The 16,796-nt window shown below is 37.6% G+C and carries 10 protein-coding genes; 3 read left to right on the top strand and 7 right to left on the bottom strand.

What is annotated here, in order from left to right:
- Positions 1 to 165: 165 nt before the first annotated feature.
- The 4 genes from lepA to spoIIP form a co-directional block, all read right to left on the bottom strand.
- Positions 166 to 1,974: a translation elongation factor 4 gene (gene lepA, locus L323_RS25785; protein ID WP_020814530.1), complete on the bottom strand. Its 1,809-nt coding sequence runs from the start codon at positions 1,972 to 1,974 to the stop codon at positions 166 to 168.
- A gap of 172 nt (positions 1,975 to 2,146) precedes the next feature.
- Positions 2,147 to 3,589 (bottom strand): stalk domain-containing protein, encoded by a 1,443-nt coding sequence (locus tag L323_RS25780; RefSeq protein WP_020814529.1) that lies wholly within the window; start codon positions 3,587 to 3,589, stop codon positions 2,147 to 2,149.
- A gap of 85 nt (positions 3,590 to 3,674) precedes the next feature.
- A complete protein-coding gene (locus L323_RS25775) occupies positions 3,675 to 3,956 on the bottom strand; it encodes a hypothetical protein (RefSeq protein ID WP_020814528.1) in 282 nt (93 codons plus the stop codon).
- Positions 3,957 to 4,050: 94 nt separating this feature from the next.
- Positions 4,051 to 5,271: a stage II sporulation protein P gene (gene spoIIP / locus L323_RS25770; protein WP_020814527.1), complete on the bottom strand. Its 1,221-nt coding sequence runs from the start codon at positions 5,269 to 5,271 to the stop codon at positions 4,051 to 4,053.
- 227 nt (positions 5,272 to 5,498) lie between these two features.
- On the opposite strand from spoIIP, the gene L323_RS25765 reads away from it, so the two are divergent.
- The 3 genes from L323_RS25765 to L323_RS25755 all read left to right on the top strand — a co-directional run bounded on the left by L323_RS25765 (position 5,499) and on the right by L323_RS25755 (position 8,856).
- Positions 5,499 to 5,699, top strand: coding sequence for a hypothetical protein (locus L323_RS25765; protein WP_020814526.1), 201 nt, complete (start codon positions 5,499 to 5,501; stop codon positions 5,697 to 5,699).
- 258 nt (positions 5,700 to 5,957) lie between these two features.
- Positions 5,958 to 6,644, top strand: coding sequence for a response regulator transcription factor (locus tag L323_RS25760; protein WP_020814525.1), 687 nt, complete (start codon positions 5,958 to 5,960; stop codon positions 6,642 to 6,644).
- A complete protein-coding gene (locus L323_RS25755; RefSeq protein ID WP_020814524.1) occupies positions 6,619 to 8,856 on the top strand; it encodes a sensor histidine kinase in 2,238 nt (745 codons plus the stop codon). Before L323_RS25760 ends, L323_RS25755 begins: the two co-directional genes overlap by 26 nt.
- A gap of 70 nt (positions 8,857 to 8,926) precedes the next feature.
- On the opposite strand, the gene L323_RS25750 is transcribed toward L323_RS25755, so the two are convergent.
- The 3 genes from L323_RS25750 to hisS form a co-directional block, all read right to left on the bottom strand.
- Positions 8,927 to 13,207, bottom strand: a complete 4,281-nt coding sequence (locus tag L323_RS25750; RefSeq protein WP_020814523.1) for a 2-hydroxyacyl-CoA dehydratase — start codon at positions 13,205 to 13,207, stop codon at positions 8,927 to 8,929.
- Positions 13,208 to 13,290: 83 nt separating this feature from the next.
- Positions 13,291 to 15,072 (bottom strand): aspartate--tRNA ligase, encoded by a 1,782-nt coding sequence (gene aspS, locus L323_RS25745; RefSeq protein ID WP_020814522.1) that lies wholly within the window; start codon positions 15,070 to 15,072, stop codon positions 13,291 to 13,293.
- A 29-nt stretch (positions 15,073 to 15,101) separates the two neighbouring features.
- Positions 15,102 to 16,430 carry a histidine--tRNA ligase gene (hisS, locus tag L323_RS25740; protein WP_020814521.1) on the bottom strand — a complete coding sequence of 443 codons (1,329 nt, stop codon included), beginning with the start codon at positions 16,428 to 16,430 and terminating at the stop codon, positions 15,102 to 15,104.
- Positions 16,431 to 16,796: the final 366 nt, after the last annotated feature.

The following is a 16,796-nucleotide window of genomic DNA, read 5'->3' as shown; positions in this document are numbered from 1 at the left end:
TTATATTTTATTTGTTCCAAATATGATAATGAAATTATTTTTACCTTATGTATAAAAACTATTCGATATTGCTTTACGGAATATTTGGTAATGGTTTTTGGGTTTAAAATTTACAAAAGACTGTGCAATGTTATTTGCACAGTCTTTTTTGGCTTTTTATTTTTTTTAATCAAGCTTCAGAACGCTCATGAAAGCTTCCTGTGGAACTTCTACAGAGCCTACCTGACGCATACGTTTCTTTCCTTCCTTCTGCTTTTCAAGAAGTTTTCTCTTTCTGGTTATGTCACCACCGTAACATTTTGCCAGAACGTCTTTTCTGAATGCCTTAACGGTTTCACGAGCTACTATCTTACCTCCGATACATGCCTGAATAGGTATTTCAAACATCTGCCTCGGAATTGATTCCTTTAGCTTTTCCGTCATTCTCCTGCCTCTTGCCACAGATTTTTCACGGTGGACTATAAAAGACAAAGCATCAACGACTTCACCGTTTAGCATTATATCAAGTTTAACAAGGTCAGATTCCCTGTAGCCGATAAGCTCATAGTCAAAGGATGCATAGCCTTTGGTTCTTGATTTCAAGGCATCAAAGAAATCATATATTATCTCATTCAGAGGCATTTCATAAGTTAGCATAGCCCTACCCTCATCAATATAGGACATATCCTTGTATAACCCTCTTCTCTCCTGCGACAATTCCATAATGTTGCCTACGTATTCTGTGGGTACCATTATTGTTGCTTTTACCACAGGTTCCTCCATCATTTCAATTTCGGTAACAGGGGGTAGATTGGTTGGGTTATCAATCTCAATAACATCACCATCTGTGGTTGTAACCTTGTATATAACGCTTGGAGCGGTTGTAACCAAGTCAAAATTGTATTCTCTTTCAAGCCTCTCCTGAATTATTTCCATATGAAGCAGTCCGAGAAATCCGCATCTGAAACCAAACCCAAGGGCCACCGATGACTCAGGTTCAAAGGTAAGGGCAGCATCATTAAGCTGCAGTTTTTCCAAAGCATCACGAAGGTCACCATACTTTGAACCGTCAGCAGGGTAAATTCCGCAGAAAACCATGGAATTTACTTTTTTATATCCCGGAAGCGGTTCTTTTGCAGGATTATCAGCAAGAGTTATGGTATCACCAACACGGGTGTCCCTTACATTCTTAATACTTGCCGCTATATATCCTACATCACCGGCCTTAAGTTCATCGGCAGGAGATAGTCCTCCAGGTCTAAGATACCCCAGTTCGGTAACAACAAATTCTTTTTTGGTGTACATCATATGGATGGTATCTCCTGTTTTCACAGTACCTTCCTTGACCCTCATATAAACTATAACACCCTTGTAACTGTCATAGAATGAGTCAAATATCAATGCTCGAAGGGGAGCACTTTCATCACAATCGGGGCATGGAATCATATCAACTATCTTCTCAAGAACCTCTTCAATGTTTATCCCGTTCTTGGCAGAAACCATTGGTGCCTGCGAAGCGTCAAGACCTATAACGTCTTCTATTTCCTTCTTTACAACGTCAGGTTGTGCACTTGGGAGATCTATTTTATTTATAACCGGCATTATTTCCAGATTATGCTCCAGTGCGAGATAAACGTTTGCCAAGGTTTGGGCTTCTATGCCCTGTGCCGCATCAACAACCAGAATGGCACCTTCGCAAGCCGCAAGGCTTCTTGACACCTCATAATTAAAGTCAACATGTCCGGGAGTATCTATTAAATTATAAATGTATTCATGACCGTCAGGGGCTTTATATACCATTCTGACCGCTTGGGCCTTTATAGTTATCCCACGTTCTCTCTCAAGCTCCATATTGTCCAGAACCTGTTCCTGCATTTCTCTGGATGTCAGAACCCCGGTCTTCTCCAATAATCTGTCTGCCAAGGTTGACTTACCATGATCTATATGTGCTATTATACAAAAATTTCTAATATATTTCTGTCGTTCGCTAGGCATTTATTACCTCCAAAGCTTTGATTCCACATAAACACAATTATGCGCATTTAATTATACCATATACTTTTAAAGGTGCAATATAGTGATTTGATACTTATTGTCCTAAAAGACAAAGCTATAGTCACCACTTTTGCAGGTGACTATAGCTTTTGACTTAAGTGGCGAATAAAGATTACTCTTTAATACCGGAAATCTCAAAGTATTCCTGATCCTTCACCTTGCTGACGGACAGGGTTACTATTGTGTCAGCGGATTTTCCAGTAGAAGTAGCCCAATGGAATGTTATTTTAAAAGTACCATCGCCGTTATCCTTAACATTGTATGTTGTAACCCATGGGCTGGATACCCCTGTTACCCAATTCATTTCTTCAAAACCCGTTTTGTTGGCAGCCCTTAATTTTGGTGACATAAGGCCGTATTGAATTACTCCTTTACGTTCTTTTACTGCTTTTGCATACAAATCAGCACATTCTTTAGCACTGTCAGCTCTCATAAACTCAGTACTCTGTATGTCAAACTGACTTGGTGTTACGGTTGATTTGGTGAAAAACCGTAATGCTTCCCCATCATAACTTACATCCTCTTTTAAAACCTCTGAAAAGTACATTACCGGTACATACATAACATTTCCAATTATTTTTGCAGGAGTAAGCTTTATTTTTTTAGAACCCGCAGTGTAATATGTGTCAACATTATTCTTAACATAGCCACCCGCTATGCTTGCTCCATTTTTTGAATCCCAGCCTACCTTGTAGCCAAGGATTTCAGCTGTAGCTTTGAGGGGTATCATTAATACATAGTCTTTTTCGTAAGTTTTGAACTGGTTTTTCATACTTGTACCGTTTAGTCTAATTTTATCAAGGGGTTTTGCATTTATCATCTGATTATAGACGTCATCCTTAAGCAATCCTTTAAGCTCTTTGGCAGGTATACTGAATCTCGCTATCCCCCCAGCATATGGCCTTAATTCATATACTCCGAAGTATATTACAAGTCTGTTTCCGTCAATATAAAATTTGTAATTACTCTTTGCTTCATCTACAGTAGTCTTTGCATTATCAAAATACATATCCTTTTCTTTATCTATTGACTTATTAATTTTATCAAGAATAACTTTCTTGTAGTTTGAATTAGGATTAAACATCGAATTAAAAGAATACAATTCGCCCGTTTTTGTATTTACGGTATAAGATTCCAGTGTAGTCATACCATGTGCACCACCGGTGTACACATATGTATTTGTGACAAAGGATAGAATGTCACCGCTTGTATTGTAATCAAATAATGAATCTATGGATGCCAAAGGAAGATTTTGTTCTCTTGGGGGCATATCTTTTATGTATTCATCCAAATACGCCTGTTCTCTCCTGATAAATCCGATAGAATCAAGGTTTGTATTGTTGAGTAATTCATTAATTTTTCCAGCTGAAGTAAACCCGCTTAAAACAGGATATATTATCTTAATGGAACAGATGCCATCAATTTTTTCTATCTTTGCAGTCTCAACTTTTACAGACTTTTCTGAGTCCGCGGAGACGGATGAAACACCTGTAACAGTTGGAAATAAAGTTAATACAATTGCAATAATCATAACAAATAATAGTGCTTTTTTCATTGTGTCAGACCCTTTCTGCTTTTAAATTAATATCTAAATGTAGCTTAACACATCCTACCGATATAATGGTAACAATATGGTTACACTACCGGTCAGTAATAAAAAAAGCTCTTACTTTTAATACATTACCCTTTAAATACTTCAAATTGAGGTCAAAATAATTACCTAAAAAGGTTATCCGGTAAATATCAGGGTCAACAGGCGATATTTGCAGTATTTCCATTTTGGGTTCACCATAGTAAATATAACTTTTACTATAATCAACTGCTAAAAGTCCAAATACAAGAATCAGCACAAATACTACTGATACAAGTGCAATTTTAAATTGGTACAATCTCCTTTGCTTGAATCTTGTTTTTCTTGGCATATATAACCCCGCATTTTTATTATTTCGGGTTCAAATCTGTATTAAAAACTAAACCCTTATGTACTATTTTTAACAATACGAAGTTATTTTAACCCTATTTCTTTTTGAATATCACATCATTTATAGCCTCTGCAAGATATGATGTACTACGGACACATTCATCTATTACATTTCCGTCCCCTCCTATTTCGACTATAACCGAACCGTTCATTAAATGTTGGTTGTACCTGTTTTTACTTACGTAGATTGGCTTTGCAATTCCTGGGCATATTTCGTTCAGTCTGGCCTGAACTTTAATTGCAAGTTTCAGGTTCTCCTTCCACCGAAGATTGCTTAGCTTGGCATCTGTACCAATAACAAACATTATTTCCGCTACATTTTTGCCGTTAATTTTCTTCACTGCTCGCAGTTTTCCTTCGCCTGCGGCATCACGGTGAAGGTCTATGGCCATTTTAAGGGAGGAATACTTGTCAACATAGCCTGTCAGCGTATTAAGAGACTTTACATAGGAACTGTTGTAGTCGGCATCGTGTATGGTTGTATTATGCAGAACATCTATGTTATATTTTTTAAGATTATTTATCAAAGCGTCTCCCACTCTGACAACATTGTACTTATTATTGGTTGTCCTTGAAGGGGTATTGCTCTTGCCTATTTCGTCGGCACTCTTTAAAAAGCACTCCGTTGTGTGGGTATGATATATAAATATCTTAGGGCCATTTTTATCAGGAGCAAGTTTTAAAGGCTCATTAAGCAACTTCTTTATATCTATTTTTAAATTTGTTTCGTTTTTAATGTTGATTTTTCCACTTGAAACAATAGGATTATTTTTTTGATCCGTTTCTTCAACATCCCCCTCAAATGTTATACTGCTTGATGCCTCTTTTAACTGTCCTGCGGGGTTACCTGAAGGCTTTTGAGTTACATTTTCCTGCGGCTGTGCAGATTTTGTCTGAGCATTTTGGATTTTGTTAATCTCCTGCTGTACTTTTTCTGAAGCAGGCGGCTGATATTTTTTATCATAGAACATTTTAAAATATGGATAGTTTGTATTTAATATTGTTATGGGATTGTACAGGTCAATTCCAAAAAGCTTAAAAACATACTCTTTTATGTTTTCTGATGATTCTATTGTTGCAGAAGCTTTTGGGTTAATTTGTTTAAAATCAATGGGTATATTAACCTTTCCGTTTGCCAATCTAAAGGCTAACCCACCCAGTACAATACCACCAACGGCACACAAGATAATAGGTAGTTTTGTTAGATTACCCTTATTTCCTTCCAGATAGGTATTATCGTAAATAGTATCTCTCATAGCGTTGACCTCCATATCTAACGGCAAAATCCTTATAAATTTCGGGTTATAAAAACTATATTCATATAAAATAAAAATATTACTGGCTTGTACATATTTTCAAAATTTGTAACGTATTTATGGGAAATATTGTAATATAATTTAGTACTATTTATATGAATGAAGTTCTAAAAATAGTCAATTCTAAATATACCTTATAGAATATAATTGAAATGGGGGAAGTTATTTTGAATTTTTGCACAATTAGATGCTGCATTTGTGAAAGTGTGTTATTAAACCTTCCGGAAGAAGAAATAAGCAGACTGAATGGACTTACTTTCAGATGTGAAAGCTGCGGGCATAAGCTTTTACTTGACGGAACAAATGTATCAAAAGATATGAGTGCCGACACAACTTATAATTTGTATAAATACGACTTGAATATCTAACCAAGCGGGAGTGCCTTCATCTGTTAAAGTACAGTAACGGCACTCCTTTTTATATAAGCCTCTCACCCTCCTTCATGTTAAGAAAATCTTAAGAATTTTATCAATAGTTCCGTAAGATTGTGCTGCTATTATTATGTAATGTAGATTATAGCTATATTTTACATGTCCTAAAAACCTAATAAAAGGATGTGATATAATGTTTGCGTTGAATAACAGCTTATTAAGCAACTAAGCAGCATACTTGGGGAGGTAGTTTTTGTGAATATTCTTGTTTGTGATGATGATAAGGAAATTGTGGATGCCATCGAGATATATCTGAAAAATGAAGGTTATTGTGTTTATAAGGCATCTAACGGTGCAGAAGCTCTTTCGGTCTTTGATAATTCTGAAATACATCTGGTTATTATTGATATAATGATGCCTGTAATGGATGGAATCCGTGCCACTATGAAAATACGTGAAAATTACAATATTCCAGTCTTAATGTTAAGTGCAAAATCAGAAGACACAGACAAAATCATCGGTTTAAACATGGGTGCGGATGATTATGTAACCAAACCGTTTAACCCCCTTGAACTTGTTGCCAGAGTAAAGTCACTGCTTAGAAGGTATGTATCCTTGGGTAGCTTTGTTGCACAATCAGGTGTATTCAAAACAGGAGGCCTTGTTATTGATGATGACGCAAAGGAAGTAAAAATTGACGATAAACCGGTAAAGTTAACACCTGTAGAATATAAAATTCTAAAATTTTTATGCGAAAATGCCGGAAAAGTGTTCTCAATTGACCAAATATATGAGCAGGTATGGAACGAACCCTCCTTTTCACCAGAAAATACAGTTGCTGTCCATATAAGAAGAATTCGCGAAAAAATTGAAATCAATCCGAAAGAGCCTAAATATTTAAAGGTGGTGTGGGGAATTGGATATAAAATTGAAAAAATATAGATATTCTGCCTGGCTGAAAACTTTGGCAGTTATAATATGTGTTGCTGGAATGCTTACAGCGGCATACGGCTTGGAAAAAGCTCCTTATTTTGATACCGGAATTCAGAGTAAGGATTTTAAGAAAAGTATGTACCTCCAAGGCATCCTATCTGAAACTTATACTCTGGTTTATGACATTTCCATTAAATATAAAAATGAAGAAAATATAAAATCAGGAGCCTGTCTGGATAAGGACGTTTTAAACCACAGAAAAAACCGGCTGATAAGTGATAAACAGATAGAGATTAACCGGATAAACGATTATTATCGTTCATTGCTGGTCAATTATACAAGCGAAAAACAAGATTTTAACGATATCCTTGACTCTCAGGATGAAAAAAAACCTGAAATACAAAAATTGCTGGATGAGAGAAAAAGTGAAGTTGATAATTTAGAAAATGAGTATAAAACAAAGATATATGATTTAGAAACCGGTTATATCAAGGAACAGTTGGAAGATTACCGTATAAAACTTGATACCTTGAAGGCAACTAAAGGAATCTATTATGCTGTTAGAACAAACGGCGTAGTAACGTTAACAAATAACAGTAACTATATCGTTGCAGATTTCTTCAATTCACTCCCTGTAAGTTTCCAGTTTAAGCAAGCAGGTACCAATAAGGAGCTTGATGAATTTCTTTATGCTGGCAATATCCCCTCAGATACTGTTATCTTTTTGGGGTTATCTCAGAAACGATATGATGCAGAACTGTCAGTCTATAACCAACATGTCCGGGAAGGCCTAACAGGAATCAAATATTTATTAATCGGAATACTGACCTTTCTATTTGCCCTTTCCTATATTATTTATGCCGCAGGAAGGAGCAGACGTAAAGACGGGATCCTTCTTATGCCCATAGATTATATATATCTTGACGTTGCCTTAGCAGTTTTAGCAGGAATTGTAGTTATATGTTTAGCAACTGTTTTTGAGTATGGGAGGTATATAATATACAAAAATAGCTCCTACTACAACGTAAATATTTTGACTGTTCTGTTAGGTACTGCAATATCCATTGGAACCCTTGCCGGAATCGTTTTTGTTACTATGTTTGTAAGAAGATTTAAGAGGCATGAAGTTATAAAGAGCACTCTTATCTACAAAACTTTTCTATGGATAAAAAATAACTTTTTCAAGAAATTATTTGAAAAAGTTCTCTCTGTATATGATAACAGTCCTGCAGCATTAAGGCTAATCCTCATTTTTGGAGTATATGCTGTGGCTACATTAGTTGGAGTAGCACTATTGTTTACAGACTCATTTGGTATTCTGCTTGGACTGGTTCTGATAGTTGGTATTAATGTTGTAGCAGTCTATTTTCTGCTAAAGACCTTTAAGAGTTTGAAGGTTATAACGGAAGGTGCAAGAAGAATCCGTTCAGGAGATCAGTCAACTAATATTCCCCCTCAAAGAATCACTGAGTTCAAAGAACTCTCTGAAACAATTGACAGTATTGCAGACGGCTTGAAACATGCAGTAAGCAGTCAGGTAAAGGCTGAGAGGATGAAGGCCGAGTTGATTACCAATGTCTCTCATGACCTTAAAACTCCTTTGACCTCAATAATAACCTATGTTGATTTGTTAAAAAGTGAGGGACTTTCATCCGAAAACTCTCAAAAATATCTTGATATAATTGATAAAAAGTCTCAAAGGCTCAAAACATTAACGGAAGACTTATTTGAGGCCGCAAAAGCATCCAGTGGAAGTATAACTGTTAACCCGGAAGAAATAAATATTGTATCCTTAATAAATCAAGGCCTTGGAGAATTGTCAGACAAAATTCAGGCTTCCGGACTGAATTTCAGGACTATTTTTTCATCTGATAAACTATTTGTCATAGCTGATGGCAAGCTCCTTTGGAGAGTTATAGAAAACTTGATTTCAAATGTTTTCAAGTATGCAATGCCAAATTCCAGAGTTTATATTGAAACTGCAGATGTAAATGACAACATAGTTGTTTCAATAAAAAATATTTCTGCATATGAATTGAATATTCCCGCAGATGAGCTGATGGAACGCTTCAAGCGGGGAGACTTCTCCCGTAACAGTGAGGGGTCCGGCCTCGGTCTTTCAATCGCCAGAAGCCTGACCGAAATCCAGGGTGGAAGCTTTTCAATCAATATTGACGGAGACCTTTTTAAAGCAACAGTTGTAATACCTAAAGCAAAATAAAATATTGAAAAAGCTTCAGGGTATCAACCCTGAAGCTTTTTTGTTTTTTACATTTCGTTTATACTAAAAGCTACGCTTGCTTTTTCTCCTGTTGAGGCTCCTGATAGCTTCCCTGCAAATCAGTCTCACCTCTCATGTTTTTAAATGCAACCGACATCATAAGCTTTATTCTGTTAAGCTGGTTAACTTCACTGGCACCCGGGTCATAGTCAACTGCAACAATGTTTGATTCAGGATATCTTCTTCTGAGTTCCTTAATCATACCTTTTCCCGTAACGTGGTTAGGAAGACAGGCAAATGGCTGCATACATATGATATTTCCGGCTCCGCTCTTAATCAGTTCAATCATCTCCGCCGTCAGGAACCATCCCTCCCCTGTCTGATTTCCAAGAGAAAGTATCTCTGAAGCACTGTCTGCAAGATGAAATATTGAGTGAGGTGCATCAAATCTCTTACTTTTGCGAAGGTATTTCTTCAAATGGCGTCTATACCACTCTATTCCCCTTATCGCAGCGTTGTTCACAACTTTACTCTTTAAGGAACCTGCCAGATGCTTACGTTTGAAGTTAGGACCATAAGCACAGTAGAGGAAAAAGTCAATGAGGTCAGGCATTACCGCTTCTGCACCCTCTTTTTCCACAACATCAACTACATTATTGTTTGCATCAGGGTGGAATTTTACCAATATCTCACCAACCAGCCCAACCTTTGGTTTTACCTCATCACTAATTTCCAGTTCGTCAAAATCCTTAATAATAGCCTTTATATTCCTCTTAAAACTACCTTTTTTATCTTCGTAGATAGACTTCATACAGATATCTGCCCATTTTCTATACAGTTCGTTTGCAGAACCCGGTATCTTTTCATAAGGTCGAACCCTGTATAATACCCTCATTAGCAAATCCCCATAAACAAGTCCTTTTAGAGCAAGATCCAGAAGCTTCAATGAAATCTTAAATCCCGGCTGGTTTTCCATACCCAGTGCATTTAAAGATATAACAGGTATCTGTTTCATTCCTGCTTCTGCAAGGGCCTTCTTAAGGAAGCCTATATAATTTGTAGCACGGCAACCTCCTCCTGTCTGAGTAATCAAAACAGAAGTATTATCAAGATCATACTGTCCTGATTTTAGTGCGTGTATAATCTGTCCAACAACGATAATAGAAGGGTAGCACGCATCATTATTTACGTATTTCAATCCATCTTCAATTGCATTATTATCAACATCCTGAAGCACGACAATATTATATCCTGCTTTTTTGAAAGCAGCCTCTACAAACTGAAAATGTACCGGCGACATCTGTGGTGCGAGAATAGTATGCGTCTTCCTCATTTCTTCTGTAAATACTTTTCTTTCAAAGCTGCCGGATTTATTCCGGTGCTTGACTGTTTTCTTGTCTCTTTCCTCTATAGCAGCAACCAATGATCTGATTCTGATTTTAGCTGCTCCAAGATTGTTGCCCTCGTCAATTTTCAATGTTGTATAAATTTGGTCATTTGAGTGTAGTATATCCTGAACCTGATCTGTTGTAACAGCATCAAGTCCGCATCCAAAGGAATTCAGCTGAATCATTTCAAGTTCCGGATGCTCCTTTACTACTGTTGCCGCCGCATACAAACGTGAATGATATTTCCACTGGTCAACAACCCTAAGTGGCCTCTCAGTCTTTCCAAGGTGAGCTACAGAGTCCTCTGTAAGTACCGCAAAGCCAAAAGAAGTTATTATCTGAGGAATTCCGTGGTGTATTTCAGGGTCCACGTGATACGGTCTTCCGGCAAGCACTATACCCTTTTTGCCGGTATCCTGTAAATATTTAAGGGTTTCTTCACCTTTCTTCCTTACATCTTCCCTGGCCTTTTCTTCTTCTGCCCATGCATTTTCTACGGCCTGTTCAACTTCGGCTTTTGAGATACCTAACTCCTTGCCCAGTACTTGGAATAGTCGTACCTTGAGTTTCTCCTTGTCGTCATACGGTAAAAATGGATTAAAGAATTTAACTCCGCTTGTGTGAAGTATGTCCATGTTATTTTTAATTACTTCCGGATATGAAGTAACAATCGGACAGTTATAATGATTGTCGGCTTCCTCATCCTCAACCTTCTCATATGGTAAAGAAGGGTAAAATATATAGTTAACCTTTTGGTTTATAAGGCTCATAATATGACCATGTACAAGTTTAGCCGGGTAACAAACCGATTCTGAAGGCATGGTCTCAATACCCAGTTCATATATTTTCTTTGATGAACGGGGCGATAATACCACCTTGAATTTCAATTCATCAAAGAAAGTAAACCAGAACGGATAGTTCTCATACATGTTCAGAACACGCGGTATACCTACTGTTCCCCTACTATGCTCAACATCGCTATTTTGCCTGTATCCGAAAATTCTTTTATACTTATAGTCATACAAATTCGGTACATTCTGTGTTGTGCTTTCAATGCCCGCACCTCTTTCGCATCTGTTCCCGGATACAAATCTGCTCCCATCACTGAATTGATTGATAGTAAGAAGACAGTTATTGCTGCATAGTTTACATCTTTGAAGCTCCGTTTCAAAAACAAAGTTCCCTATATTCTCTCTTGATAAAATGGTAGACTTTCCTCCGGTATACCGTTCTTTTGCTATAAGAGCAGCTCCGAAAGCGCCCATTAATCCTGCTATATTAGGCCTTACAGCCTCTCTCTCTGATATGAGCTCAAAGCTTCTTAGTACAGCATCATTGAGGAAGGTTCCTCCCTGTACGATTATTTTTTCGCCCATTTCCTTAGGGTCTCTTATTTTGATAACCTTCAAAAGTGCATTTTTAATTACCGAATACGATAAACCTGCTGATATATCTCCAACCTGAGCCCCTTCTTTTTGAGCCTGTTTAACTCTTGAATTCATAAATACGGTACACCTTGAACCAAGGTCAACAGGCTTTTCAGCCAATAGTGCCTGTTGGGCAAAATCTTCGACTGAAAAATTCAGTGACTTGGCAAAAGTCTCAATGAAGGACCCACACCCCGAAGAACATGCTTCGTTTAGCATAATGCTGTCAATTACACCATCTTTTATTTTAAGGCATTTCATATCCTGACCGCCGATATCAAGAATAAAATCCACTCCCGGAAGAAAGAAATCCGCAGCCTTATAGTGTGCGATTGTCTCAATTTCTCCGATGTCTACCCCTAACCCTGACTTTATCAATCCTTCACCGTAGCCTGTTACGGTGGAGTTAACAATCTTTGCGTCTGCAGGCAATTTGGAATAGATATCGTTTAATATTTTAATAGATGAACTCAAAGGGCTTCCATGATTGCTACCGTAGAAGGAATAAAGAAGTTCACCCTCATTATTAATTAAAACAGCCTTTGTTGTTGTGGATCCGGCATCAATCCCGAGGAAACAATCTCCCTTGTAATTTTCAAGGGGTTTAACCGAAACTGACTGCTGCCCATGTCTGTTTCTGAATTCATCCAATTCTTCTTGTGAACTGAACAGGGGCTTTAAACGCTCAACCTCATGTACAGATATAGTATTTAAAACCGGTAATTTATTCTTTATCTCCTTAAAGGATGTTATTTTACATTCCTTTGAAGATAGAGCTGCACCCACTGCAACAAAAAGCTGTGAGTTTTCGGGAAAAATAACTTGTTCCGGTTTCAAATTAAGTGTAATCTCAAACCTTTTTCTAAGCTCGGAGAGAAAATAAAGAGGACCTCCCAGAAACGCAATATTTCCGTTTATGGGTTTACCACATGCAAGCCCACTTATTGTCTGGGTTACTACAGACTGGAATATTGAGGCAGCTATGTCCTCCTTTGCAGCGCCTTCATTAAGAAGTGGTTGTATATCTGTCTTAGCAAAAACACCACACCTTGCTGCAATTGGATATATGACTCTGCTTTTTTTGGCAAATTCATTAAGCCCTGCTGCGTCCGTCTGCAGCAAGGAGGCCATCTGGTCAATGAATGCACCTGTACCTCCAGCACAGGTACCATTCATCCTCTGTTCGAGTCCTCCTCGGAAATATGTGATTTTAGCATCTTCTCCACCTAATTCTATAGCTACATCTGTTTGAGGGATGACGGTTTGAATTGCTTCCGAACCTGCAATTACCTCTTGAATAAATTCAAGTCCCAACCACTGGGAAACCAGCAATCCACCGGACCCGGTTATCATCATCGTACATTCTTCTTGATAAAAATAATTACACATTTCATTCATTAATTCAAATATAGTTTTACGTATATCTGAATAATGTCTTTGATATTTTGAATATACCATTATATTATCTTTATCCAGCACAGCCATTTTTACCGTGGTCGAACCAACATCTAATCCCACATGATATTTTTTCTTCATAATTAACGACCTAATCTCTCCAAACTAGATTTTTAAAATCTTCTTTACTGGTTATTACGAATAAACAATTATTTATCAGCTGATTATTCTTTTGTTATATTTATATGCAATTCTTCCATCTGTTTTTCATCAACAACATCAGGTGCATTTGACATAGGACATGATGCATTCTGTACCTTCGGAAAAGCTATTACGTCTCTGATGCTGTTCCTCTTTGCCATAAGCATTACTAGCCTGTCAAGACCAAATGCCATTCCACCGTGAGGTGGAGTTCCGTACTTAAATGCCTCCAGAAGGAAACCAAACTTCCTGTTAGCATCCTCTTCTGAAAAACCAAGCATTTTGAACATCTTGGACTGCAATTCCTGTATATGAATTCTGATACTTCCCCCACCAAGCTCAACACCGTTTAGAACCATGTCATAAGCCTTTGCACGTACTCTCCCCGGGTCTGTATCCAAATATTCAAGGTCTTCATCCATTGGACTGGTAAAAGGATGGTGTTTTGCAGCCCACCTCTGTTCTTCCTCATCATACTCGAAAAGCGGGAATTCAGTAACCCACAGGAACTTGAATTCATCCGGATTCAAAATATCCAGTTTTCTGGCAATTTCAAGTCTCAATTGACCCAATGCATCAAAAACCACGTTGTTCTTATCAGCTACAAAACATATCAAATCTCCAGCCTCAGCCTGAGCCCTGTCCAGGATAGCCTTCATTTCGTCCTCTGACATAAACTTGGCAAATGAGGATTTTATCTCGTTCTCCTGACTAATGGAAATCCACGCCATTCCTTTTGCCTTGTAAGTCTTAACTACTTCTACCAATGCATCTATTTCTTTTCTGCTGAATTTAGCACAGCCCTTTGCATTTATTGCCCTAACACTGCCACCCATGGAAACTGCATCTGTAAACACCTTAAAGCCGCAATTTGCAACCATGTCTGACATATTTATCAGTTCCATACCAAAACGAATATCCGGCTTATCCGAACCAAACCTCTCCATAGCTTCCGCATAAGGCATTCTTATAAACGGAGTTTCAACATCTATATTTAAAGCTTCCTTAAACACTTTCTTAACAAATCCTTCATTAACCTCAAGAACATCATCAACATTCACGAATGACATTTCAATGTCTATCTGAGTGAATTCAGGCTGTCTGTCAGCTCTCAAATCTTCATCTCTGAAACATTTAGCAATCTGAAAATATCTGTCATAACCTGATACCATCAATAACTGTTTGTATAACTGTGGGGACTGAGGTAATGCAAAGAACTTTCCGGGATGAACTCTGCTGGGAACAAGGTAATCTCTTGCACCCTCCGGTGTACTCTTTATCAATATGGGAGTTTCAATTTCCAGAAATCCGTTTTCATCATAATAGTCTCTTGCCACTTTTGCAACTCTGTGTCTAAGTATGAGATTTCTTTGCATATCAGGTCTTCTTAAGTCCAAAAATCTGTACTTAAGACGTGTTTGTTCGTTAACCTCTGAATTCTCCTCTATATACATAGGCGGTGTTTCAGAACTGCTGAGTATTCTCAATTCACTGGCGATAATCTCAATTTCTCCTGTGGCCATTTTTTTGTTTACTGCCTCTGGAGAACGAGCCGCAACAGTTCCCACGGTTGCTATTACAAACTCGCTTCTTATTGATTTAGCCTTGTCAAACATTTCTCCGTCTTTATCAGTAAAAACAAGCTGGACAATTCCGGTTCTGTCTCTTAAATCAATAAAAACCAAACTTCCCAAATTTCTTTGTTTCTGAACCCAGCCCATAACCGTTACTTTATCTCCAATATTTGAACTGCTCAGTTCTGTACATTTATGACTTCTTTTCAAGCCATGTATTGATTCTCCCATGTTTATATCCTCCCATCAGATTTTTCTGATTATATGTTATCCTGTGCTTTTAATTTTTCAATTATCTGTTCAACAGTCATATCAGCCTGTTCCCCTGTAGCCATGTCCTTTAACTTATAAATACCTGATTTAACCTCATCTTCACCAACAACTATTACATAAGGTATACCCAGTTTATCGGCATACGAAAACTTCTTTCCTATTTTTCCTTCGTTAAAGTATATTTCAGCAGACACGCCTTCATCCCTTATTTTAGTTGCTATTTCCAAAGCATTTCCCATTGTTCCGTTCATTGGTATTACAAGTATCTTTGAAGGTGTTGCTCTTTTCATTTCCCCAAGGATTCCTGCTTCCCTCAACTGATAAAACAGTCTTGAAAGACCTATAGAAATACCTACACCCGGCAATTTCTTTGTTGTATACTTTTGGGCAAGATTGTCATACCTGCCGCCTGAACATACACTGCCAATAGACGGATACTGGTTAAGAACAGTTTCGTAAATCGTACCTGTGTAATAATCTAATCCCCTTGCAATAGTAAGGTCTATTGTATAATTTGCTGATGGAACCTTGAAGGAATCTATGTAATTAACCACCAATTCCAGTTCATCTATACCTTCATTAAACATTTCATTCTGAACATTCATTTCCCTGAGATGTTTTATTATGTCCCTGCAGCTGCCCTTAGTGCCTACAAAATCCAAAACTCTTTGGGAATTTTCCTTAGATAGTCCTATGGCTTCAAGCTCCTTTAGAACCGCTTCATTGCCTATTTTTTCAAGCTTATCTATAGTTCGTAGAACTTCAGTTTTGTCTGATACCTGAAGGGCTTCAAAAAAACCGTTAAGTACCTTTCTGTTATTTATCCTGATAGTAAAATCATCAAATCCAAGTGCTTTAAAAGTTGAATAGATGACACTTAAGATTTCAGCATCATTAATTACGCTGAGACTTTCATTTCCTATAATATCTATATCACATTGATAAAACTCTCTGAACCTGCCCTTTTGTGGTTTCTCACCCCTGAAAACCTTGCCGATATGATACCTTTTGAACGGAAATGTCAAATCACCAAAATGCTGTGACACGTATCTGGCAAGAGGAACCGTAAGGTCAAATCTCAAGGATAAATCGTTATCTCCCTTGTTAAACCTGTATACCTGCTTTTCTGTTTCGCCGCCGCTTTTTGCCAGTAAAACTTCCGACTTCTCAATCATCGGTGTATCAAGAGGTATAAAACCATACTTTTCATATGTTTTTTTAATGGTATCCAGCATATTGTTAAAAACAATCTGATCAGCCGGTAACAATTCCATAAAACCCGGTAATATTGAAGGCGTAATTACTTCTTTTGCCATTTAAACAACTCCTATCATAAAAGTATAATACACTACCAATTATTAACACATTAATTAATTATTAAAAAGAAATATGTAATTTCTAATGAAAGCATACCCACGAACAGTAAAAAACCTCCCGTATCCCAACAAGGGACGAGAGGAACTTCCCGTGGTGCCACCCTAATGATTCCAATACAGAACCCACTTAGATCCTTAACGCGGAAAACGGACGAGTCATTCTCATCAGCCCGGAGCTATGCTCTAAAGGGTGTCTTTCAGTAGTCTTACTATAAGCTGCTCTCAGTCCATGACAGCTTTTCCCTCAATAGCAGTACTAATTACTCTTCCCTTTTAAGGCTACTTCCCTATTTACACATACATATA

The sequence above is a fragment of the Ruminiclostridium papyrosolvens C7 genome (genome assembly GCF_000421965.1).
Classification (GTDB): domain Bacteria; phylum Bacillota; class Clostridia; order Acetivibrionales; family DSM-1351; genus Ruminiclostridium; species Ruminiclostridium papyrosolvens_A.
This window is presented reverse-complemented; position numbering and strand designations above follow the sequence as displayed.